Raw genomic sequence first — 22,989 nt, 5'->3', positions numbered from 1 at the left:
CCGCCGCCGTGGCGGGCCATGCCGCCGTACGTGTCGATGATGATCTTGCGGCCGGTGAGGCCGGCGTCGCCCATCGGGCCGCCGATCTCGAAACGACCGGTCGGGTTGACCAGGAGGCGGTAGTTGTCCGTCTCGAGCTTGATGCCGTCCTCGGCGAGTGCGGCCAGGACGTGTTCGACGACGTGCTCGCGGATGTCGGGGGTCAGCAGCGAGCCGAGGTCGATGTCGGCGGCGTGCTGGGAGGAGACGACGACGGTGTCGAGACGGACCGGGCGGCTGCCCTGGTACTCGATGGTGACCTGGGTCTTGCCGTCGGGGCGCAGGTAGGGGACGGTGCCGTCCTTGCGGACCTCGGTCAGCCGGCGGGAGAGCCGATGGGCCAGCTCGATGGGCAGCGGCATCAGGGACGGTGTCTCGTTGGTGGCGTAGCCGAACATCAGGCCCTGGTCGCCGGCGCCCTGCTTGTCGAGCTCGTCGTCCTCGCCCTCGACGCGTGTCTCGTAGGCGGTGTCGACGCCCTGCGCGATGTCCGGGGACTGGGCGCCGATGGACACCGACACGCCGCACGACTCGCCGTCGAAGCCCTTGGCCGACGAGTCGTAGCCGATGCTCAGGATCGTGTCGCGCACCAGCTGGGCGATGGGTGCGTACGCCTTCGTGGTGACCTCGCCGGCGATGTGCACCTGGCCGGTGGTGATCAGTGTCTCCACCGCGACCCGCGAGGTGGGGTCCTCGCGCAGCAGGGCGTCGAGGACGGTGTCGCTGATCTGGTCGGCGATCTTGTCGGGGTGGCCCTCGGTCACGGACTCCGAGGTGAACAGACGACGGGACATGACTCTCCAAGAAGCAGCGGGCGGACGGGCGTCAGACGGTGGTGAGCGCGTGGCGGCTCGCGGGGCGCGGCAGGCCGAGGCGTTCGCGCAGGGTGGTGTGCCGAGGACGGCCCTGGCGCGGGAGGGCGGCGAGGGTGGCGAGGACGGGGTCGTCGGCGCCGTTCAGCCGTACGGTGAAACCGTCCGCGGCGCTGTCGGCGAGCAGCGCGGCCGCCTCGTCGGCGCCGGCCGCCGCGGGCAGCGGCAGCAGGACCTTGGTGTGCGGTGCGCGCTGCTTGCTCTCGCGCGCGGCGTCGGCGCCCTCGAGCAGGATGAGGTCGGCCGCGCCGGCGAGGGCGGGGTCGGTGACGGTGACGACGGGGTGGCCCTGGGGCGGGCGGGCGACGTTGAGGGGGCCCGCGACGTCGAAGTGCCGGCCCTGGTGGTCGAGGCGGTGGATGGCGGCAAGCCGCCAGTACAGGCCGTCGGCGCGGTCGTGCACGAAGGCGTCGTCGTCGAAGCTGTCCCACAGGCCGCGTACGGCCTCGATGAGTTCGCCGGTGCGGCCGTCGGCGTCGGCCGCACCGGCCAGCCAGCCGGTGCGACCGTGGCCGAGGTGGTCGAGCGACGCGGTGATCCGGGCCACGTGGTAGGGGGCCTGGTCCGCGGGGAGCGGGGAGACGATCAGGCCGATCGTCTCGGTGGCGGCGGCCAGCGCGGCGGCCAGCGTCGTCGTCTCGAACCGGCCCTGCGCGCTGTCGCCCGGGGCGGCGCCGTCGTCGAGGACGACCGCGTCGAGGCCGGCGGCCTCGGCGGCGCGTACGGCCCGCGTGAGTGTGCCGAGCGAGTCGGCGGCGGGGCCGCGGGTGGTGATCTCGCCGACGAGGATGGGGGCGGTCATGCCGCTGCACCTGCCTTCCGGGGGACGTCGATGCCGAGGTTGGCCCGCAGGGTGGTGCCCTCGTAGGAGGAGCGGTACAGGCCGCGGCGCTGCAGCTCGGGCACCACGTGGTCGACGAAGTCGTCGGCGGAGCCCGGCAGATACGGGAAGTCGATGTTGAAGCCGTCGGCGCCCCGGCCGGTGAACCAGCTCTCCATGTGGTCGGCGAGCTGCTCGGGGGTACCGACGACGATGTCGCCCATCAGCCGCAGGGCGAGCTCGCGGATGCTGAGATTCTCGCGCCGGGCCAGGCCGATCAGCCGTTCGGTCGTCGACTGGGACTGGTTGGTGTACGGGATGTCGGGCACGGGCCCGTCGATCGGGTACTCGCTCAGGTCGACGTCGCCGAGGTGGTCCTGCAGGGTGCGCAGGGCGACGTGGTCGTGGGTGAGGTCCTGCAGTTCCTGCAGGCGCTGCTTGGCCTCGGCCTCCGTGGCGGCGACGATCGGCGCGAGGGTGGGCCACACGAGGACCTTCTCGGGGTCGCGGCCGTGGGCGGCGACGCGCTGCTTGAGGTCGGTGTAGAAGTCCTGGGCGTCGGAGAGCCGGTTGTGCCGGGTGAAGATCACCTCGGCGTGGCGGGCGGCGAACTCCCGTCCCACGGGCGAGGATCCGGCCTGGATGATGACGGGGCGGCCCTGCGGGGGGCGGGCGATGTCGAGCGGGCCGGGCACCTCGAAGTGGCTGCCGCGGTGGTCGATGCGGCGCCCTTCGCTGTCCCACAGCTGCTTGACGACGTCGATGAACTCCTCGGCCCGCTCGTAGCGCTTGCCGTGTTCCAGGTGCTCGGGGAAGCCGAAGTTGGCGGACTCCCACGGCGCGGCGGAGGTGACCACGTTCCAGCCGGCGCGGCCACCGCTGAGGTGGTCGAGCGAGGCGAACCGGCGGGCGATGTGGGCCGGTTCGTTGTAGGTGGTGGTGGCGGTGGCGCACAGTCCGATGTGCTCGGTGACGGCCGCGTAGGCGGCGAGCAGGGTGAGCGGTTCGAAGTGCTCGGTGCGCGAGGTGCGGCACAGGGAGTCGAGGCGGGTGCCCCACACGGCGACGATGTCGGCGATGAACACGGCGTCGAACAGGCCGCGTTCGAGGGTGCGGGCGTTGTTCTTGTGGAAGTCGAAGTCGAGCTGGGCGTCCGCCTTGGTCGCCGGGTGGCGCCAGGCGGCCACATGGCCGCCGGGGCCGTCGATGATGCCGGCGAGGGTGATGCGCCGGCGGGGTGTGGTCATGGTGGGGTCTCCTCGGTTCAGTTCTTGACGGCGGACGCCAGGATCCGGGCGAGGCTGCGCACGTTGTCGCCGGTCAGCATGGTCACGTGGTTGCCGGGCACGACCCGGATGGCGAGGTCTTCGACGTGGTCCTCCCAGCCGAGGCCGGGGCGGCCGTGGAACCGGTCGCTCTCGTCGTAGTCGGTGCCCTTGCCGAATCCGGTGTCCCCCGCGCGCAGCACGACGACGGGACCGGGGTAGGGGCGGGGCCGGTAACGCTGGATCGCCTCGACGCTGTCGCGCATGAGCGCGACCGGGTCGCCGCCGCCGTCGCCGCGCATCCACTCGGCGATCTGGGCGATCTCCGCCAAGTAGGCGGCGGAACCGTCAGGTTCGCCGGCCGGGCCGGCGGCGGCCTCGGCGGCGGCGACGTTGGCGTCGGCTTCGGCGGGGGCGTCTGCGGGGGTGTCGTCGGCGGGGGCGGGCTGCGGCGCGGTGCGGCCTTCGGCGACCGACCGCAGCTGGTTCGCGAACGACCCGTCCGCCTCCGCGTCGGTCAGCTCGCCGTCCGGTGCGCCCGCGTCGACCATCACCACGAGCGGCGGCGTGCCGCCTTCCTCGGTGATGCGTTGCGCGATCTCGTAGGCGATGACGCCGCCGCCCGAGAAGCCGCCGAGCACGATCCGCTCGCCCGCGTCCAGCGCGGGCCGCAGCGCCTTCAGGTAGTGCTCGGCCAGCTGCTCCGTGGAGCGGTACTCGGGGTGCGGGTCGTCCACGCGCGGGTCGCGGATGCCGACCAGCGCCTCGGGGCCCGGGTAGCCGGCCGCGAGCTGCGCGTAGCAGGCGACCTGGCCGCCCGGCGGGTGGACGAGGTGGATCGTGCCCGCGCCGGCCCGCCGGGCGGGGCGCAGCGGTACGAGCACCGACCCGGCGCCCTCGGACGGTTCGCTCCCGTCCGGGCCCTCGGCGAGGAGCCGGGCGAGCTGGCCGGCGCGGGGGTGGGCGAGCAGCTCGTCCAGGCGCAGGGTCCGGCCGGTGCGCAGGCTGATCTCGCGCAGCAGCCGCATGGCGAGCAGGGAGTGGCCGCCGGCTTCGAAGAAGTGCTCGCCGGGATCGACGTCGGTGGTGCCGAAGACGGCCTCCCAGGCCGCCTTGACCAGGTCGGCCTCCGGCCCCTCGGGCCAGTGGGCGTCCTCGCCGGCGTCGGCCGGCTGCTCGGAGCGCTCGGCCATGCGCGGCAGGTCGGCGTCGGTGACGGTGGCCAGGACGTCGGCGACGGTCGTGGTCTCGTCGGCGGTGCCGGGCAGTTCGCGCAGCAGCCGGGCGCACTGGGTGACCAGCTTGTCGGCGTCGGCGTCGGCGATCCGGCCGCGGTCGTGGACGGCGGCGAGGACGAGCGAGCCGTCGACGTCGCGGTAGGCGAGCAGGGTGACCGGGAACGCGGTCTGCGAGCCGGCCGCGTCGGGCAGTTCGACGCGGATGCCCTGGGCGGCGAGCGCGGACTCCAGGTCGCCCGAGGAGCGGGGATAGTTCTCGAAGACGATGAGGCTCTCGACGAGCTTCTCCCCCGCCTTGCGGCCGCTCCACTCGTGGATCTGGCCCGTCGAGACCCACTCGTAGGCGGCCATGTCCAGTGCCTGGTCTCGCAGTTCGGTCAGCAGCCGGGGCAGGCTGTGGGCGGGGTCGACCTGGATGGTCATGGGCAGCGAGTTCATCAGCAGCCCCGGCAGGCGTTCGACCGCGTCGAGGGCGATGCCGCGGCCGGAGACGGTCACGCCGAAGCCCACCGGCGCGGGGCCGCTGGTGCCGGCCGCCCGGTACAGCAGCAGCGCCCACACGGCCTGCAGGGCACTGGACTCGGTCGCGGCGCGGGCCGCCGCCCAGGCGCGCAGCCGGTCGGCCTCCGCGGCGCTCAGCCGGCACTCGGCCCGGCCCGCACCGCTCTGGCCGGTCGCCGGGCCCGGGATCGCGGGCTGGACGACGGGTGCCGCGGCAGGGACGGCGTCGGACCAGAACTCCCGTGCGGGGGCGGTGTCCTGGTCGGCCAGCCAGCGCGAGTAGTCGCGCACGTCGGGGCGCCGCTCGCCGCCGGGCAGGACACCACCGGCGAGGTAGGCCCGGTAGAACTCCTGGAGCAGGATGGACACGCTCCAGCCGTCCAGCAGCACATGGTGGAAGGTGAGCAGGATCCGCACCGCCGGGGGCTCGCCGCCGCTGTCGGGCGCCGGGTCGTCGACGAGGGTGACCCGCAGCAGGCCGGGGGTGCGCAGGTCGAAGCCGCGCAGCCGGTCGCTCTCCATCAGCGCGTCGAAGTCGGCGGACGCGGCGGAGCCCGCGGTGTGCCGGGTGACCTCGGGGGTGACGTGGTCGTGCAGGACCAGGCAGGGCTCGTCCTGCCAGTCGAACGCGGCGCGCAGCACGGTCTCGCGGTCGAACACGGCCTGCCAGGCGGCGGTGAACCGGCTGGTGTCCAGGGGGCCGTGCCAGCGCCAGAACAGCTGCTCCACGTAGCGGCCGGTGCCGCGGTGGGCGAGCGCGTCGAGGAGCAGGCCGTGCTGCTGGGGGGTGACCGGCACGGTCTCCGGGCCGTCGCCGTGGTCGTCGCCTTCGGCGGTGCGCGGGCTGCCCGGGGCGGCCGGCGTGGCCGGGGCGGCGGTCAGGGCGCGCGGGGCGCGGGCGGGCGTGGCGGCGCCGGGAGCGGTGATCTCGGCCGCGGTCACCGTTCGCGGGTCGGTGCCCGCGAGGGTGGCCAGCACCCAGCTCATCTGGTCGACGAGCGCGTCGACGCCGGCCTCGTCCACCCCGTCGGCGGGGCTCGGCACCCAGGTCAGGCCCATGCGCAGCCGGCCGCCGTGCACGATGCCGTACACCTCGATGCCGTACACCCGCTCGCAGCGGGCGGAGTGCTCGCGCGGGATGGGGCGACCCGACATGCGGAAACCGCCGTTCGGGCTCAACTGGTCGGCCTGGCCGTAGTAGTTGAAACACACCAGGGCGGGCGGCAGGTCGCGCAGCAGCGTCCGCAGCCCGGCGTCGGGGGAGAACTCGCGGCACGCGCCGAAGCCGACGCCGCCGTCCGGCACGGCGGTCAGCGCCGCACCGATCTGCGCCAGGTACTGCTCGGGGTGCACGGAACGGTCGGCGCCCAGGACGACGGGGTGGATGGAGGTGAACCAGCCGACGGTTCGGAACAGTTCGTCCCGTCCGTGCCGGCCATGGGTCTCCACGTCGAACGTCACGGCCCGCGTACCGCGCCAGCGGGCGAGGGCCTGCGCGAACGCGCCGGTCATCACCTGGTGGACCTCCAGGCCCAGTTGGCGCGGCAGGGGGCCGATGAGACGGGCGGTCGCCTCCTCGTCGAGGGCGAACTCCACCCGGCGGATGTGCTCCTCGTCCGGCGCGGGCGTGGTCAGCAGCAGGGTCTGCGCCTCGGCGCGGGCGGCGGCGAGGGTGCGCCAGTAGTCGGCCTCGCCGGGCCTGGCGGCGACGGCGGGCAGCGAGGCGATCCAGTCCTCGTAGCGGCACGCCTCGTCGGGCAGCGCGGGCAGGGCGCCGTCGGCGAGCGAGGCCAGGGCGTGCTCGAGGTCCTCCAACAGGATCCGCCACGACACGCCGTCGACGACGAGATGGTGGATCGCGATCAGCAGGTGGGTGGGGGCGGTCGCCGACCGCCGGTCGTGGGCGAGCAGAGCGCGTACGTGCACGCCGCGCAGCGGGTCGAGGCTGCGCTCGACGTCCTCCATCGCCTGGTCGAGTTCCGGCTCGCTGGTGATGTCCCGCTCCCACAGGACCTCACGCGCCGGGTACGCGGCGAACGGCGCGGCCCGGACCATGAGCCGGCCCTCGACGTCGTCGTCGAACCTGGCGGACAGGGCGGGGTGGGCGGCGACGACGGCCTGCAGGGCCAGCCGCAGGACGGTGGCGTCGACGCAGTGGTTGAGCTCCAGCAGGACGGACTGGTTCCACTGGTGCGGGTCGGTCTTGATGTGCCGGAAGAACCAGGACTGCACGGGGGCGAGCGGCGACACCGCCCCCGCGGGCGCGGCGGCCCGGGGTTCGTCGTCGCTGCCCGCGCCGGGCTGCGCCGGCTGCGGCTGGGCGCCGTCGTCGAGGTGGGCGGCGAGGTCGGCCAGGACGGGGTTGCGGTAGATGTCGCGCATAGCGAGCGTGAACCCGGCACGGCGCAGCCGGGAGACGAGCTGCATGGCGAGGATGGAGTCGCCGCCGGCCTCGAAGAACTGCGCCTGGTCCCCGGTGTCCCCGAGCAACTCGGCCCACACGCCCCGCACGACCTCCAGCACGCGAGGGGTGGCGCCGGCGGGGCCGGTGGGTGCGGCTGCCGCGGCACCGCCTGCGGCGGGGTGGGCGGAGGCGGCCGGGACCGTGCGGTCACCGTCGCCTGCGGCTGCCCGAGCGGCAGCGCCGCCGTGGGCGGGTACGGGTGTGGCGGCCGCCGGGTGGGCGGCAGCGCCGCCCGACGCGACGGGGGTCGACGTCTCCCCCGCCGACGCGAGTGCCGCAGCAGCACCGGGTCCGGCTCCTTGCGGGCCGCCGGCTGCCGCCGGGCCGTCGGGCCCGTACGCGGTCGCTGGCGTGGCCGCCGGCTGCGGCGTAGAGCCCGCCGGGGCCTGGCCGGACGCGTCGGCCGTCAGGGCGGCGAGGGCCTGGCGGTCGGTCTTGCCGTTGGGCAGGAGGGGGATGCGCGGGACGCGGTGCAGGTGGGCGGGGATCATGTGGGACGGGAGCAGCGGCTTCAGGGCGTTGCGGATCGTCGTCGATTCGGTCGCCGGGGCCACCACGTGGGCCACGATCTGCAGGCTGCCCTGGGCGTGGCGGGCGGCCTGGACGGTGGCGTCCTCGACGCCTTCGAGGGAGATCAACGCGGCCCGGACCTCGCCGAGTTCGACGCGGTTGCCGTTGATCTTCACCTGGTCGTCGAGTCGGCCCAGGTGGGTCAGCGCGCCGCCCGGGAGCAGCCGGACCAGGTCGCCGGTGCGGTAGAGCGTGTCGGCGCGGCCGCCGAGGTCGAGTGTGCGGTAGCGGTCGGCGGTGCGTTCCGCGTCGCCGACGTAGCCGTCGGAGACGGTGCCGCCGCCGATCCACAGTTCGCCCGGGGCGCCCGGCGGCAGGGGTCGCTGGTGTTCGTCCAGGACGTGGCAGCGAATGTTGTCGAACGGCACGCCGATGGGGACCTCGGCCCGCCTCGTCCAGAAGGCGTCGTCGCCGCGCGCCCAGGAGAACACGGTGGAGTAGGAGGTCTCGGTGGGGCCGTACGCGTTGTGCAGCCGTGCGGGGTGGGCAGCCTCGAAGGCGGTGCGCAGCTCGTTGGGAAGGGACTCCCCCGTCGACACGACGGTGCGCAGGGTGCGGTTGGCGGGGAAGCTGTCGGCCTCCAGCAGCAGCCGCAACTGGGAGGGGACGGCGTGCAGCAGGGTGACGCCGTGGCGTTGCAGGGTGTCGGCGAGCAGGTCGGGGTCGCGTTCGGCGTCGGGTGGTGCGACGACGAGGCGGGCGCCGGCGACGAGCGCGACGAGCATCTCGTGGGCGCTGACGTCGAAGGTGAACGGCGCCTTGAGGAGCATCGTGTCGTCGGGTCCGATGCCGAAGTGCCGTATCGCGGCGAGGACGTCGGTGACCAGGGCGCGGTGGCTGAGCTGCACGCCCTTGGGCATGCCGGTGGAGCCGGAGGTGTAGAGGATGTGCAGGGCGCTGTCCGCGGTCGGCCCGCCGGCCGGGGGCGTCGCGGGGGAAGCGGCGGGGAGGTCGCAGAGCAGGACGGTGTCGGGGCCGGGGTCCTTCGGGCAGGCCGCGGCGGTCGAGGCGTCCACGACGGCCAGCCGCATGCCGCTGCCGGCGGCGATGTGGCGGCGGCGGGCCTCGGGGTGCGCGGCGTCCAGCGGGACGTACGCGGCGCCGGTGCGCAAGGCCGCGAGCATCACCGCGACGGCCTCGTCGGTGCGCGGCAGGATGATGCCGACCCGGTCGCCGGGGCGCACGCCGCGGGCCGCCAGCCCGGCGGCGTAGGCGTCGATGCGGGTGTCGAGGTCGCGGTAGGTCCAGCGGGAGTCGCCGAACTCGACGGCGACGGCGTCCGGCCGTTCCTCGGCCCGGGCGCGCAGCAGGCTGTCGATGTCGGTGTCGGGGATCGGGTGGTCGGTGGCGTTGAGGTAGTCGAGGGTGGCGCGGGCGCGCGGCCCGATCCCGTCGAGCGCGGCGACGGGGGCGTCCGGTTCGCCGACCAGCTGCCCGGCGAGGGTGGTGACGTGTTCGGTGAACGCCTCCGCGGTGGCGGCCTCGATGCGGGAGGCGTCGTACTTGAGGCGTCCGCGCAGCCGGCCCTCGCCCTCGTACAGCTCCAGGGTGAGCAGTCCGAGGCCCGGTGTGGGCACGTCCTGGCGCCAGTGGGCGCGCAGCCCGCCGCGCAGGTCGACGCCGTCGGTGGCGGCGGCGGTGGCGTCGGCCCAGCTGTGCAGGACGAACGTGCAGTTGAACGGGGCGCCGGAGCCGGCGTGGGGGGCGAGTTTGGCGATCTTGGGGAACGGCAGCCGTGAGTGGTCGACGGCGCGGGCGAGTTCCCTTTGCACGCCGGTGACGAACGCGGCGGCGCTCAGGTTGTCCTGGCCGGGGGCGCGGACCAGCAGGGTGCGCACGAAGTGTCCGACGGTGCGGTCGAAACGGGGGTCGGTGCGGGCGCCCAACGGCACGCCGACGGTGGGCGCGGCCTGCCGGCCGTAGGTGGCCAGGGCCTTGAGGTAGGCGGCGAGCAGCACGGCGGCGGCGCCGGCGCGGTGGGCGCGGGAGAACTCGGTGATCTGCGTCCACAGTTCGCGGTCCAGCTCGAGGGGGACGACCGCCTCTTGGGGGGCGCTGTCGCCGGCCGGCCCCTGGCCGCCGCCGGGGGTGTCGAGGGGGAAGTCGACGGTCAGGTCGGCGTCGGCGAGGCGCTCGCGCCAGTACGCCTCGGCGGTGGCGGTGTCCTTGTCCGCCTCACGGGCGCGTTCACCCACGTAGGTGCCGAAAGCGGCCGGCGGCGGGCCGGGGATGTCGCCGTGCTCGTAGGCGGTGATGAGGTCGGCGAGGAGCAGGCCGGTGGATTCGCCGTCGACGACGAGGTGGTGGACGACGAGCAGCAGCGTGTGGTGCTCGGGGCCGTGGCCGATGAGGACGGCGCGCAGCACCCCGTCGCGTTCCAGGTCGAGTTCCTGGCGGGCGTCGGCGAGCAGGGACCTGGCGGGCCAGTCGCCGCCGGCGGCGCCGGCGGTGCGCCGCTCCAGGCGGGGGGTGCGGGCCGGGTCGACTTCGAGGAAGGGCGGCCCGTCGCCGTGGTCGTCGTCGGCGACCCGCGCGGACAGCAGCGGGTGGCGGGCGACGAGCCGGCCGAGAGCGGCCTCGAGGGCGGCGGCGTCCAGCGGGCCGCGCAGGTCGAGGGCGAGCGGCACGTTGTACGGGGAGGCGGCCGGGTCGGCGCGGTGCTGCAGCAGCAGCCCCAGCTGCTCCTCGGTGAGCGGTATGCGGCGTGCCTCGTCCGCCCCTGGGCCGGCGGTCGCGAGGTGATGCGCGCCTGGGGTCTGGAGCTTGGTCATCGGGTGTCTCCTGAATCGGATCCGAGGGCTTGCCGCGGGCTGACCTCGGCCCGGCGGTCTGCACCGTCCGCACACGAGCGTGGCGGGGAGCGCCGACGTGCCGCTGACGTCGGGCTGACGGGGGTGTCCTGGTCGACGGCAGGTCGTCGGGTGCGCCCGGTACGGCCCCGGGACCGCGCCCCGCACCGGGCCCCCTCCGGCCCGGCGGTCAGCGGGGCGTGCGGGACGTCACGAAGGCAGCGAGGCGGTCCAGGCCGGTGGTGATGTCGGCGGGGGTCAGCACGCTGTAGGACAGGCGGAGTTGGTTCTGGCCGCCGGTGCCGGCGTAGAAGTGGTACATCGGGGTCCACAGGACGCCGAAGCGGCGGGCGGAGTGCTCCAGTGCCTCCTCGTCGGCGGTGAAGGGGACGGTGAGGACGGCGAACAGGCCGCCGGCGGGCGTGTTCCAGGTGACGCCGCTGCCGGGCGGGAAGCGGGTGGCGAGTCCGTCGAGGAGGGCTCGCAGGTTGGTGCGGTAGACGGCGGCCTCGCGGGCGCAGGCGCGTTCCATGCTGCAGCCGTTCTCGAGGAGCAGTCCGCCGATGACGGCCTGGGCGAGGGCCGAGGTGTTGAGGGTGAGCATGCTTTTGAGCTTGGCGAGCTGGTCGGCGAGCAGGCCGCCCTCGGCGACGGGCTGGTCGGCGACGACGTAGCCGATGCGGGCGCCGGGGAAGGCGGTCTTGGCGAACGAGCCGATGTAGACGACGCGGCCGGAGCGGTCCATGGACTTGAGGGTGGGCAGCCGGCCGTCGCCGTCGTGGAACATCGAGTACGGGTTGTCCTCGATCAGGAGGATGTCCAGCTCGTCCGCGGCGCGCAGCAGCCGCCGGCGGTCGGGTTCGGACATGCGGGCGCCGCCGGGGTTGGAGAAGTCGGGGACGACGTAGCAGGCGCGGGGGCGCAGCCCTTCGGCGCGGGCGGCGCGCACCGCGCGGGTGAGGTCGTCGGCGTCGAGTCCGCCGGGCCCTTCGGGGACCTGGCGGACCGTCGTCTCGGTGAGGCGGGCGGCTCCGGTGAAGCCGACGTAGGTGGGGGCCGCGGCCAGGACGGTGTCGCGGTCGTCGCGGCGCAGGGCGCGCAGCAGCAGCACCATGGCTTCCTGGCAGCCGGTGGTGACCAGGACCGCCTCGGGGTCGGCGGTGATGTGCTCGTCGGTGTGCAGCTGGCGGACGACGAGGTCGTTGATGACGCCTTTGGTGGGCCCGTACTGGAACAGGGTGCGGCGTATCTGCTCCTCGCCGAAGCCGCGGTCCTCCTCGAGGTGCCGGGTGAAGCGCCGCAGGTGGCGATGGAGGGCCTCAGTCTCGTAGTGGCCCTCGAAGGGGCGGCCTGCGGCGAACGACACGGCCTGGGGGTGGTTGCCGGTGATCTCGTTGAGCAGGGTCATCGAGGTCAGGGCGGGGTCGGTGAGGCTGGCGTGCAGGTCGGCGGTGGTCAGCGGGGGTGCGGCCAGGCCCGGCGCCTCGAGCAGGCCCGCACTCACGCGGCCGTGCCGTTCATCGCGTCGATGAGGCTCTGGGGCCGCATGTCGGTCCAGTGTTCGGTGATGTGAGCGAGGGCGCTGTCGCGGTCGGTGGCCGGCAGGGCGACGGTCCAGCCGGCCGGGACCTCGGCGAAGGACGGCCACAGCGAGTACTGGCCCTCGTGGTTGACCAGGACGAGATAGGTGCCCTCGGCGTCCTCGAAGGGGTTGCTCATCGTGTTCCTTCCGTAGAAATCCCGGCCTTCAGGCCGGGGCAGTCGGCGGTGAAGCAGAAACCCCACTGCGCGAGCCGTATGCATCCCCCTCGTTCACGAGGGGGATGAAGTCATGCCGGTCTCCCGGTCTCCCGGTGTTCGGCGACGGTAGGCGTGTGGTGGTCCCCGTCCAGGCTGGCGGGGGCTGCTGCCAGCGGCCTGACGCGGCGCTGACGAGGTCGCAGGTCAGGTCGAGCAGGACGGGTGCCGGATCCTGGGCGAGGTGGAAGTGGCCGCCGGGGAAGGTCTGTTCGCGGACGGGGCCGGTGGTGGCGGATCTCCAGCCGGCCGCTTCGGCGGCGGTCAGTTCCGGGTCCTCGGTGGCGCGGTGCACGGTGATCGGGGTGTGCAGCAGGGCTTGGGGGCGTGGCCGGTAGGTCTCGGCGAGCGCATAGTCGGCGCGGGCGGTGCGCAGGACGATGTCGACCATGTCGGGGTGGGCGAGCAGTTCGTCGGGGAAGCCCTCCAGGCGCCGCAGTTCGGCGATGAGCGCGCTGTCGCCGGCGCGGTGGACGGCGCCGGGGCGGACGAGGTGGGGGGCGGGCATGCCGGAGACGACGAGCCGCAGCGGCGGGTGTCCGGCGGCCTGGAGGCGCAGCGCGGTCTCGTGGGCGACGAGTGCGCCGAGGCTGTGCCCGTAGAGGGCGTACGGCCCGTGGGTGAGGGGGCGGGCGGCGTCGGCGGCCTGGTCGGCGAGGGTGTGCAGGTCGCTGTGGAGGGGTTCGGTGATGCGGTCGGCGTGGCCGGGGTACTGGGCGGCGTGGAGTTCGACGCCGTCGGGCAGCAGGGCGGGCCAGTGGCGGTAGGCGGCGGCGGTTCCGCCGCCGTGCGGGAAGCACAGCAGCCGCAGGCGGGCGGCGGGGCGGGGGGCCGGGCACCGGTACCAGGGGCCCGCCGGGCGGGTGTTCATGTCGTCGCCGCCCGGCCGGCGGGCCATTCGAGGCGGGCCACCGCGTCCAGGATGCGCTGGACGTCGGGCAGGTAGTGGGTTTCGAGGAGGGGTGCGGGGTAGGGCACGTCGAATCCGGCGACGCGGCCGACGGGTGCTTCCAGGTGGTAGAAGCAGCGTTCGGTGATGCGGGCGGCGATCTCGGCGCCGGGCCCGGCGAAGCCGTGGGCTTCGTGGACGACGACGGCCCGGCCGGTGCGGTTGACGCTGGCGCTGACGGTCTCCTCGTCGAAGGGTGCGAGGGTGCGCAGGTCGACGACTTCCAGGCTCAGTCCCTGTTCGGCGGCCGCGTCGGCGGCGGCGAGGGCTGTGGGCAGGGCGGGTCCGTAGGTGACGAGGGTCGCGTCGGTGCCCCGGCGGCGTACGGCGGCCCAGCCGAGGGGGCCGGTGTCGGTGGGCAGGCAGGTGGCTTCCTTGTGCCAGTACAGGCGTTTGGGTTCGAGGAAGACCACGGGGTCGGGCCAGTCGATGGAGCGGCGCAGCAGCGAGTAGGCGTCGGCGACGGTGGCGGGGGTGACGACGGTGAGGCCGGGGGTGGCCATGTAGTAGATCTCGGAGGAGTCGCTGTGGTGCTCCACTCCCCCGATGCCGCCGCCGTAGGGGATACGGACGGTCAGCGGCAGGGGCAGGGTGCCGCGGGTGCGGGCGCGGAACTTGGCGACGTGGCTGACGAGTTGTTCGAAGGCGGGGTAGGCGAAGGCGTCGAACTGCATCTCGACGACGGGCCGGTAGCCGTACATGGCCATGCCGACGGCGGTGCCGATGATCGCCGATTCGGCGAGGGGGGTGTCGAAGCAGCGGTCCTCGCCGAATTCGTGGGCCAGGCCGTCGGTGACGCGGAAGACACCGCCGAGGGTGCCGACGTCCTCGCCGAAGACGAGGGTGTTCTCGTCGGCGCGCAGGGCGTCGCGCAGGGCGGTGTTGAGGGCCTTGGCCATGGTGACGGTGCCGGGGGTGGCGGTGGGCATCAGGTGTCCTGTCCGGCGGCGGCCGTCTCTGCGGCGAGGAGGGCCGCCTGGGTTTTGAGGTGGTGCGGCGGCTGGTGGTAGACGTGCTGGAACATCTCGGCCGGGTCGCGCCGGGGCGGGGTGTCGAACGCGCGGCGCAGGCGGGCGGTGAGCTCGTCGGCGGCGCGGGCGGTCTGTGCGACGGCCTGCTCGTCGAGTACGCCGTCGGCCAGCAGGCGGCGTTCGAGGCGGGCGACGGGGTCCTTGCGCCTCCAGGCGGCGACTTCGTCGGCCGGGCGGTAGCGGGTGTCGTCGTCGGCGTTGGTGTGGGCCTCGATGCGGTAGGTGAGGGCTTCGACGAGGGTGGGGCCGCCGCCGGTGCGGGCGCGGTGGGCGGCCTCGGCGACCGCCGCGTGGACGGCCGCGGCGTCGTTGCCGTCGACGCGGACGCCGGCGGCTCCGTAGCCGGCGGCCTTGTCGGCGAGGGCGCGGGCGGCGGTCTGCTTGGCGAGCGGGACGCTGATGGCGTACTGGTTGTTCTGGACGAAGAAGACGACGGGGGCGCGGCGCACGGCCGCGTAGTTGACGGCTTCGTGGAAGTCGCCCTCGCTGGTGGCGCCGTCGCCGACGTAGGCGAGGGCGACGGTGTCGTGGCCGCGCATGCGGGCGGCGTCGGCGAGTCCGGCGGCGTGCAGGCACTGGGTGGCGAGCGGGGTGCACTGGGGGGCGGTGCGGTGGGCGCGCGGGTCGTAGCCGCAGTGGCGGTCGCCGCGGAAGAGGGTGAGGACCTCGGTGGCGTCGATGCCGCGGGTGAGCAGGGCGACGCTTTCGCGGTAGGTGGGGAAGAGCCAGTCGGTGGCGCGCAGGGCGAGCACGGACGCGGTCTGGCAGGCTTCCTGGCCGTGTGAGGAGGGGTAGACGGCGAGGCGGCCCTGGCGGGTGAACGCGGTGGCCTGCCGGTCGAAGGCGCGGCCGGTGACCATGGCCCGGTACAGCTCGAGTGCGGTGCCGTCGGGCAGCGGGGGGCCGGCGGGCGGCGCGGCGGTGCGGGGTGCGGTGTCGAGCACGGTCATCGGGAACCGCCGCCGCGGCTGCGGTTGATCCAGGTGCGTTCCAGGGTGTCGGTCAGGGCGGGGCTGTGCAGCAGGCAGGCCTGTTCGTAGGCGTACTGGGCCAGGTAGCGGCGGAAGAGGTCTGCGGGTTCCTCGACGAGGTTCAGCATGCGCCGGTTGGCGCCGACGGCCGGGTGGTCCAGGTGCTGGGCGGCGCGTTCGACGGCTGTGTCCATGGTGTCGGCGGGCGCCGTCTCGTCGACGATCGGGGAGGCTTCGGGGTCGGCGGCCTTCAGCTTGTGGCCCCAGAAGATGAGGCGGCGGGTGAGGCGGGAGCCGGCCGGGTGCAGCAGGCGCAGGTTGGACACGCCGGGTACCAGGCCCTCCTCCATGGCGGGGAGGCTGAACCAGGCGTCGTCGGCGGCGACGACGCGGTCCATGACGGGCAGGATCTGCAGCCCGCCGCCGATGGCGAAGGAGTCGACGGCGCCGACCCAGGGCTTGTCGGCGTCGGGCCACCAGCCGTCGCCGGTGCTCTCGTCGAGGCACAGGCCGCGGACGAACTTGGCGATGTAGCCGGCCTCGCGGCGCAGCAGGAAGCCGAGGAGGGAGATGTCGCCGTGGTAGAGGTGGGTGAGGTTGATGCCGGAGCTGAAGACGCGGCGGCCGGCGTAGGCGGGGTGGGTCTGGGCGGCGCCGCGCAGCACGCCGACGTGGCTGGCGGGGTCGAGGAGCACGAGGTCGGTGCCGGTTTCGAGGGCTTCGACGGCGGCGTCGTCCTCGGCGTTGAGGAACTCGTCGTTGCACAGTTCGAGATGGGCGATGCCGTCGCGGCGGGTGACGGTGGCGATGCCCAGGTCGGTGTGGCCGGTGAGCCGGTAGTCGAGGAGGGCGGCGAGGGCGCGCGGGGTGGGGCGCAGCATGGAGCGCAGCAGGTGGTTGCCGGCGGTGGGGGCGTTCAGCACGGCATGGAGGAAGACGCCGACGGCTATCTCCCAGCCTTCCTTGTTGCGCTGCATGTGCCGTGCGTCGTCGGCGAGTTGGGCGCGGGTGGGCACCAGGCCCGGGAAGTGGTGGGCGGCGAGGGCGACGAGTTCGTCCAGGCGGGGGCTGAGGGTGAGTCCGTCGGTCAGCTCGGCGTAGACGCGTTCGGCGTGCGTGGCGAGGAACCGGCGCCGTACGGTGCGGGCCTCGTCGTGGACGGCGGCGGCGTCGCTGTGCTGGCCTGGGGTGCGTTCGGTGCGTGGCGGCAGGGCTGCGACGATGCGCATGGTGGACTGCAGGTAGGTGGTGACGGCGGTGCGGTCTGCTGCGAACTCGCCGGTGGGGGTGGGCGGGTGGGCCGGCAGCGCGCGCAGCACGGCGGCGGTGGGCGGGGTGTCGGGCGTGTGGGCCGGCAGGGTCCGGTCTTCCGCTGCGATGGTCGGTGTGCGCACGGTGTGTCTCCGATCGGTCAGTTGCTGGTCCGAGGCGCGTTCTCGTCCCGGTGTGCGAGCGTCTTGGCGATGACGCCCAGGGCCTCGGGCCGGGCCAGGCCGGCGTGGTCGGTGTCCAGGTGGTGCTCCTCGATGCGTCCCGTGACGTGGGGGCGCCAGCTGCCGGGGGTGAGCGCCGGGTCGGTGCGGCCGGCGCCGGCGGCGAAGAACACCAGGTCGCCGCCGAAGGGCTGCGGCCGGAAGTTCTGGATGAGGCGCGTGTTGTTGAGGAAGACGCCGACCATGCGGCCGACCGAGTCGTCGTCGAGGTTGGCCAGGGCGCTGCCCGCGTCGCGCAGGGCGTCGAGGACGGCGGCGCGCTGCAGCGGGGCGTCGCCGAAGGTGTCGGCGCGGTCGATGCCGGCGGCGTTGAGGAGGATCGCCAGGACCTGTTCCTCGCCGACCTCGTGTTCGGTGCCGTCGTAGGCGTCGGGGTAGGCGTCGAGGACGGCGAGCAGGCTCACCCGGGCGCCTTCGGCCTGGAGGCGGGTGGCGACGGCGTGGGCGACGAGGCCGCCGAAGGACCAGCCGAGGATCTCGTAGGAGCCGTCGGGCACCGTTTTGCGGATCTGTTCGGCGTAGTCGCGGGCCATGGCGTCGATGGAGGCGGGCAGTTCCTCCTCGCGGGCCAGGCCGCGGGCCTGCAGGGCGTACAGGGGCTGTTCGCGGTCGGTGTGGCGCAGCAGTGCGGAGTAGATCCAGCCGAAGCCGCCCGCGGGGTGGATGCAGAACAGGGGCGGGCGGCTGCCGCCGGTGCGCAGCGGCAGGACCACGCCGAGGGGGTCGTGGGCGCTGTCGCCGCCGTCGATGCGGGCGGTGAGGGCGGCGACGGTGGGCGCCTCGAAGAGGGTGCGGACGCCGATGTCGGTGCCGAGGACGGTCCCCAGGCGGCCGACGAGGCGGGTGGCGAGCATGGAGTGGCCGCCGAGTTCGAAGAAGTTGTCGTCGATGCCGACCCGCTGGGCGCCGAGGACCTCGGCGAACAGGTCGCACAGCATCTCCTCGCGGGGGCCGCGGGGCGGGCGTCCGCTGCCGCCGCCCCAGTCGGGCTCGGGCAGGGCGTCGTGGTCGAGTTTGCCGTTGGGGGTGACGGGCAGGGCGGGCAGGGCGACGAACGCGGCGGGGACCATGTAGTCGGGCAGCTGCTGTTCGAGGTCGGCGCGCAGTTCGTCGGGGCCGGCGCCCGCGGCGCCGGGGGCGGTGACGAGGTAGGCGACGAGGACCTTGTCGCCGGCGCGGCCGGGGCGGGCGACGACGGCGGCGCGGGTGACGTCCGGGTGGGCGGCGAGGGCCGTCTCGATCTCGCCGGGTTCGACGCGGAAGCCGCGGATCTTGACCTGCTGGTCGGCGCGGCCGCAGAAGTGGAGGACGCCGTCCGTGTCGCGGCGGGCGAGGTCGCCGGTGCGGTACATGCGGCCGCCCGTGTCGCCGAACAGGTGGGCGAAGGGGTCGGCGGTGAAGCGTTCCGCGGTGCGGGCGCTCTGGGACCGGTAGCCGCGGGCGAGTCCGGCGCCGGCGATGTACAGCTCGCCGGTGACGCCGGGCGGTGCGGGGCGCAGCCGCTCGTCGAGGACGTAGGCGCGGGTGTTGTCCAGCGGCCTGCCGATGGGGACGGCGGGCGGGATGCGGCCGGGGTCGGTGAACGGCAGCCAGGTGCAGCCCAGGGTGGTTTCGGTGGGCCCGTAGAGGGTTTTGACGACGGTGCCGGGGCAGGCGGCCAGGACGCGGCGCACGGCGGTGGGCGACACGACGTCGCCGCCGGTCCATACGTCGGTGACGCCGGTGAAGACCTCCGGGTCCTCGTCGGCGATGACGCCGAACAGGCCGGCGGTCAGCAGCAGCGAGGTGACGCCCTGGGCGGCGAGGGTGTGCCGCAGGACGGTGGCGTCGATGTCGCCGCGGGGTGCGACGACGATCCGGCCGCCGGCCAGCAGGGGGCTCCACAGTTCGAAGGTGGAGATGTCGAAGGCGTACGGGGAGTGCATCAGGACGCGGGAGCCGGCGTGCATCTCCCAGCAGCGGTCGACGGCCAGCGCGATGGCGTCGCGGTGGGTGATGCCGATGCCCTTGGGCAGGCCGGTCGAGCCGGAGGTGAACATGATGTACGCGAGCTGGTCGGGCAGGACGGTGACGTGGGGGGCGGTGGTGTCCTGTTCGTCGGCCGCCGTGGCGGCGTCGACGGTGAGGGTGGGCACGGCCAGGCGGGCGGCGGTGGCGGCGTGGTGGGCGTCGGTGAGCAGCAGGGCCGCGTCGGTGTCGGCGAGGACGTGCCGCATCCGGTCGGTGGGGTAGCCGGTGTGCAGCGGCACGTACACGCCGCCGGCCTTGAGGACGGCGAGGGTGGTGACGACGAGCTGCGCCGAGCGTTCGGCCAGGACGGCGATGCGGGTCTCGGTGGTGACGCCGTGGCGGATGAGGTGGCGGGCGAGACGGTTGGCGCGGGTCTCGAGTTCGGTGTAGGTGAGGCAGGTGCCGCCGCTTTCCGTGACGGCGACGGCGTGCGGGGTGCGGGCGGCCTGTTCGGTGACGCGGCGGGGCAGGGAGGCGGCGGCGGTGTGCAGGCCGCGGGGGTGGGTGGTGTCGTTCCAGCCGGTGATCTGCCGGTCCGCCTCGCCGTCGCCGAGGATCGGCACGTCGGCGATGGTGGTGTCGGGGTCGGCGGCCACGGCCCGCAGGAAGGTGATGAGCCGGTCGGTGAGTGCTTCCGCGGTGCTGCGGTCGAACAGGTCGGTGCTGTATTCGAGGACGGCGTCGATGCCGTGGGCCTCGCCTGCGGGGCCGTGCCGTTCCGCCAGGTTGAACGTCAGGTCGAACTTGGCGGCGCCCAGGTGGGCGACCTCGGGGCGGGCGGTGAGCCCGGGCAGTTCCAGGACGGCTTCGGGGGTGTTCTGCAGGGCGAGCAGCACCTGGAAGAGGGGGTGGCGGGACAGGGAGCGGCCGGGGTGGGCGTCCTCGACGAGTTTGTCGAAGGGCACGTCCTGGTGGGCGTAGGCGGCGAGGTCGAACTCCCGGACGCGGTCGAGAAGTTCGCGGAAGGTGGGGTTGCCGGAGGTGTCGGTGCGCAGGACGAGGGTGTTGACGAAGAAGCCGACGAGGTCGTCGAGGGCGTCGTCGGTGCGGCCGGCGATGGGGCTGCCGACGGGGATGTCGGTGCCGGCGCCGTGCCGGGTCAGGACGGCGGAGACGGCGGCCTGCAGCACCATGAACAGGCTGGCGCCTGCGGAGCGGGCGAGGGTGAGGAGCCGGCCGTGCAGGTCGGCGTCGAGGGTGCGGAAGACGGCTTCGCCGCGGTGTGCGGGGGTGGCGGGCCGGGGCCGGTCGGCGGGGAGCTGGAGTTCCTCGGGCAGGCCGGCGAGTGCTTGCCTCCAGTGGGCGGACTGCCGGCTGATGAGGCTGGTGGGGTCGTCCTCGTCGCCGAGGAGGGCCTGCTGCCACAGGGTGTAGTCGGCGTACTGGACGGGCAGCGGCGCGAAGTGGGGGTCGCGGCCCGCGGTGCGGGCGGTGTAGGCCGTGACCAGGTCGCGGGCGAGGGGCGCCAGTGACCAGCCGTCGCCGGCGATGTGGTGCAGCAGGAGCAGCAGGACGTGCTCGTCGTCGCCGAGGCGGAAGAGGGTGTTCTTCAGGGGCAGTTCGCGGGTGAGGTCGAAGCTGTGGCGGGCGGCGGCCGCCAGGTCGGCGGCGAGGGTGTCCTCGCTGCTGTCGGCGAGGCCGAGGGCGGGCCGGGCGGTCTCCGGGTCGAGGACGAGCTGGTGGGGGCTGCCGTCGTCGCCTTCGGGGAAGACGGTGCGCAGGGTTTCGTGGCGGTCCACGAGGTCGCCGAGGGCGGCGGTCAGGGCGGTGTGGTCGAGGCGGCCGGTGAGGCGCAGGGCGACGGGCATGTTGTAGCCGGGGTCGCCGCCGGTGAGGCGGCCGAGGAACCACAGGCGGCGCTGGGCGTAGGACAGCGGGAGCCGGTCGGGCCGGTTGGCGGGCAGCAGGGCCGGGCGGGTGCCCTGTGCCTGCTCCAGCCGCTCCCCCAGGCCCGCGGCGGTGGGCGCCTCGAACAGGTCGCGCAGGGTGGCTTCGGCGCCGAGGACGGTGCGGATGCGGGAGATGAGGCGGGTGGCGAGCAGGGAGTGGCCGCCGAGGTCGAAGAAGTTGTCGTCGATGCCGACCTGCTGGGCGCCGAGGACCTCGGCGAACAGGCCGCACAGGATCTCCTCGCGCGGGGTGCGCGGGGCGCGCCCTGGGGCGTGGGGGGCGTCGGGGGCGGGCAGGGCGGCCCGGTCGAGTTTGCCGTTGACGGTGAGCGGCAGCGCGTCGAGCGGCACGTAGGCGGTGGGGACCATGAAGTCGGGCAGGCGGGCGGCGAGGTGTTCGCGGACTTCGGCCAGGTCGGCGCCGGGCCGGGGCACCACGTAGGCGACGAGCCGTTCGCCGTGCGGGAGCACCGCGGCCTGGGCGATGTGCGGGTGGGCGGTGAGGGCGGACTCGACCTCGCCGGGCTCCACACGGAAGCCGCGGATCTTGACCTGGTGGTCGATGCGGCCGGCGAACTCCAGCTCGCCGGCGGTGTTCCAGCGCCCGAGGTCGCCGGTGCGGTACATGCGGGTGCCGGGTGCGCCGTAGGGGTCGGCGACGAAGCGTTCCGCGGTGGTGCGCGGGCGGCCGAGGTAGCCGCGGGCGACGCCCGCGCCGGCCAGGTACAGCTCGCCGGTGACGCCCGCCGGCACCGGGCGCAGTGCGTTGTCGAGGACGTAGACGCGGTCGTGGTCGACGGGCCGTCCGATGGGGGCGGAGGCAGGCCAGGCGGCGGGGTCGGCGGCCAGGGTGTGGGTGGTGACGGCGTGCGTCTCCGCGGGGCCGTACACGTTGTGCAGGCGGCGGCCGGGCACGGCGCGGGCGAAGGTGCGTACGCGTTCGGTGGGGGTGAGGGCCTCGCCGCCCTGGAGGACGTCGGTGAGGTGGGGCAGGGTGCGGCCCTGCTCGGCCGCGGTCTCGGCGAGCGCCTCGATGACGAGGTTGGGGGCGAACAGTTCGCCGATCTGCTGCTCCTCGAGCCAGCCGGCCAGGAGTTCGGCGCTGCGGCGGACCTCCTCCGAGGGCACGACGAGGGTCTTGCCCATCACCCACGGGGAGAGGATCTCCTGCACCGAGAAGTCGAAGCCGATGGCGGTGAACTGGGCGGTGCGGATCCCGGTGCCGCCGGGGAAGCGGCGGGCGTGCCAGGTCAGCAGGTTGACCAGGCCGGCGTGGGGCATGACGACGGCCTTGGGGGTGCCGGTGGAGCCGGAGGTGTGGATGACGTACGCCGGGTGGGCGGGCAGCAGCGGTGTGGTGCGGTCGGCGTCGGTGAGGTCGCTGTCGTCGTAGGCGGACAGGTCCGCGGGCAGGGCGGTGAGGACGGTCACCGGACGGGCGTCGTCGATCATGAACGCGATGCGTTCCGCCGGGTAGGAGATGTCGATCGGCAGGTAGGCGGCGCCGGTCTTGAGGACGGCGAGCACGGCGACGTACAGGTCCGGCGAGCGCGGCAGGCGCAGGGCGACGATCTGCTCGGGGCCCGCGCCCTGCTCGACGAGGTGGCGGGCGAGGCGGTTGGCGCGGGCGTTGAGCTCGGCGTAGGTCAGCCGGCCATCGTCGTGCACCAGCGCCAGAGCGTGCGGCGTACGCGCCATTTGGCGTTCGAGAAGTTCCGGTACGCGCGCATCGTGGGCGTGCTCCGTTCCGTGCGTGGTGTTCCAGTCGGTGAGGATGCGGTGGCGTTCCGCGGCGTCGAGGAGTTCGACGCGGCCGATGGTGGTGTCGGGGTCGTCCGTGACGGCGGTGAGGAGCCGCAGCAGCCGGTCGACGAGCGCCTGGGCGGTGGTGCGGTCGAACAGGTCGGTGGCGTATTCCAGGGCGGCCTGGATGCCGCCGGGGCCGCCGCCGGCGGCGCGGAGTTCGACCATGCTCAGGTGCAGGTCGAACTTGGCGATGCCGACGCCGACGGGCAGCGCCCGGGCGTCGAGGCCGGGCAGCGCCAGGCGTGCCTCGCCGCTGTTCTGGAAGGCGAGCATGACCTGGAACAGGGGGTGGCGGGCCAGGGAGCGTTCGGGGCGGAGCCGTTCGACGAGCTTTTCGAAGGGCACGTCCTGGTTGGCGTAGGCGGCGAGGTCCGTCTCGCGTACCCGCTCCAGCAGTTCGCGGAAGGTGGGGTCGCCGGAGGTGTCGGTGCGCAGGACGAGGGTGTTGACGAAGAAGCCGACGAGGTCGTCGAGGGCGTCGTCGG

General features: G+C 74.2%; 11 protein-coding genes. All 11 read right to left on the bottom strand.

The features are described 5' to 3' along the window. Window positions 1-833: methionine adenosyltransferase (metK, locus tag ABZ070_RS21925; RefSeq protein ID WP_356636343.1), on the bottom strand; the 833-nt coding region annotated here is incomplete at its 3' end. Window positions 834-864: 31 nt separating this feature from the next. Further along, the gene (locus ABZ070_RS21920) at window positions 865-1,713 is read right to left on the bottom strand and encodes an LLM class flavin-dependent oxidoreductase (RefSeq protein ID WP_356636341.1); all 849 of its coding nucleotides are present in this window, start codon (window positions 1,711-1,713) and stop codon (window positions 865-867) included. Beyond that, on the bottom strand, window positions 1,710-2,978 hold the full coding sequence (locus tag ABZ070_RS21915; RefSeq protein ID WP_356636339.1) for an LLM class flavin-dependent oxidoreductase: 1,269 nt from the start codon (window positions 2,976-2,978) through the stop codon (window positions 1,710-1,712). Before ABZ070_RS21915 ends, ABZ070_RS21920 begins: the two co-directional genes overlap by 4 nt. A 17-nt stretch (window positions 2,979-2,995) precedes the next feature. Next, on the bottom strand, window positions 2,996-10,540 hold the full coding sequence (locus ABZ070_RS21910) for an amino acid adenylation domain-containing protein (protein ID WP_356636337.1): 7,545 nt from the start codon (window positions 10,538-10,540) through the stop codon (window positions 2,996-2,998). Between the two features lie 208 nt (window positions 10,541-10,748). Then, complete coding sequence (locus tag ABZ070_RS21905) at window positions 10,749-12,062, bottom strand: PLP-dependent aminotransferase family protein (RefSeq protein WP_356636335.1); 1,314 nt, start codon at window positions 12,060-12,062, stop codon at window positions 10,749-10,751. Next, window positions 12,059-12,277, bottom strand: coding sequence for an MbtH family protein (locus ABZ070_RS21900; protein WP_356636333.1), 219 nt, complete (start codon window positions 12,275-12,277; stop codon window positions 12,059-12,061). The genes ABZ070_RS21905 and ABZ070_RS21900 overlap by 4 nt, the downstream gene beginning before the upstream one ends. A 28-nt stretch (window positions 12,278-12,305) precedes the next feature. Further along, window positions 12,306-13,226, bottom strand: a complete 921-nt coding sequence (locus ABZ070_RS21895) for an alpha/beta fold hydrolase (protein WP_356636331.1) — start codon at window positions 13,224-13,226, stop codon at window positions 12,306-12,308. Next, window positions 13,223-14,233 (bottom strand): alpha-ketoacid dehydrogenase subunit beta, encoded by a 1,011-nt coding sequence (locus ABZ070_RS21890; RefSeq protein ID WP_356636329.1) that lies wholly within the window; start codon window positions 14,231-14,233, stop codon window positions 13,223-13,225. The genes ABZ070_RS21895 and ABZ070_RS21890 overlap by 4 nt, the downstream gene beginning before the upstream one ends. Next, window positions 14,233-15,285 (bottom strand): pyruvate dehydrogenase (acetyl-transferring) E1 component subunit alpha, encoded by a 1,053-nt coding sequence (gene pdhA / locus ABZ070_RS21885; protein WP_356636327.1) that lies wholly within the window; start codon window positions 15,283-15,285, stop codon window positions 14,233-14,235. Before pdhA ends, ABZ070_RS21890 begins: the two co-directional genes overlap by 1 nt. Further along, window positions 15,282-16,700: an enoyl-CoA hydratase/isomerase family protein gene (locus ABZ070_RS21880; protein WP_356636325.1), complete on the bottom strand. Its 1,419-nt coding sequence runs from the start codon at window positions 16,698-16,700 to the stop codon at window positions 15,282-15,284. Before ABZ070_RS21880 ends, pdhA begins: the two co-directional genes overlap by 4 nt. A gap of 17 nt (window positions 16,701-16,717) precedes the next feature. Further along, window positions 16,718-22,989, bottom strand: a 6,272-nt coding sequence (locus tag ABZ070_RS21875; RefSeq protein WP_356636323.1) for an amino acid adenylation domain-containing protein, incomplete at its 5' end; no start/stop codon positions are given.

Source organism: Streptomyces sp. NPDC006283, assembly GCF_040613325.1.
GTDB lineage: Bacteria > Actinomycetota > Actinomycetes > Streptomycetales > Streptomycetaceae > Streptomyces.
This window is presented reverse-complemented; position numbering and strand designations above follow the sequence as displayed.

What these genes read in the sequence shown, in the direction of transcription:
- ABZ070_RS21895 (WP_356636331.1), bottom strand. Translation starts at nt 13,226, where the DNA reads ATGAACACCCGCCCGGCGGGCCCCTGGTACCGGTGCCCGGCCCCCCGC.
- ABZ070_RS21890 (WP_356636329.1), bottom strand. Translation starts at nt 14,233, where the DNA reads ATGCCCACCGCCACCCCCGGCACCGTCACCATGGCCAAGGCCCTCAAC.
- ABZ070_RS21915 (WP_356636339.1), bottom strand. Translation starts at nt 2,978, where the DNA reads ATGACCACACCCCGCCGGCGCATCACCCTCGCCGGCATCATCGACGGC.
- ABZ070_RS21900 (WP_356636333.1), bottom strand. Translation starts at nt 12,277, where the DNA reads ATGAGCAACCCCTTCGAGGACGCCGAGGGCACCTATCTCGTCCTGGTC.
- ABZ070_RS21920 (WP_356636341.1), bottom strand. Translation starts at nt 1,713, where the DNA reads ATGACCGCCCCCATCCTCGTCGGCGAGATCACCACCCGCGGCCCCGCC.
- ABZ070_RS21910 (WP_356636337.1), bottom strand. Translation starts at nt 10,540, where the DNA reads ATGACCAAGCTCCAGACCCCAGGCGCGCATCACCTCGCGACCGCCGGC.
- pdhA (WP_356636327.1), bottom strand. Translation starts at nt 15,285, where the DNA reads ATGACCGTGCTCGACACCGCACCCCGCACCGCCGCGCCGCCCGCCGGC.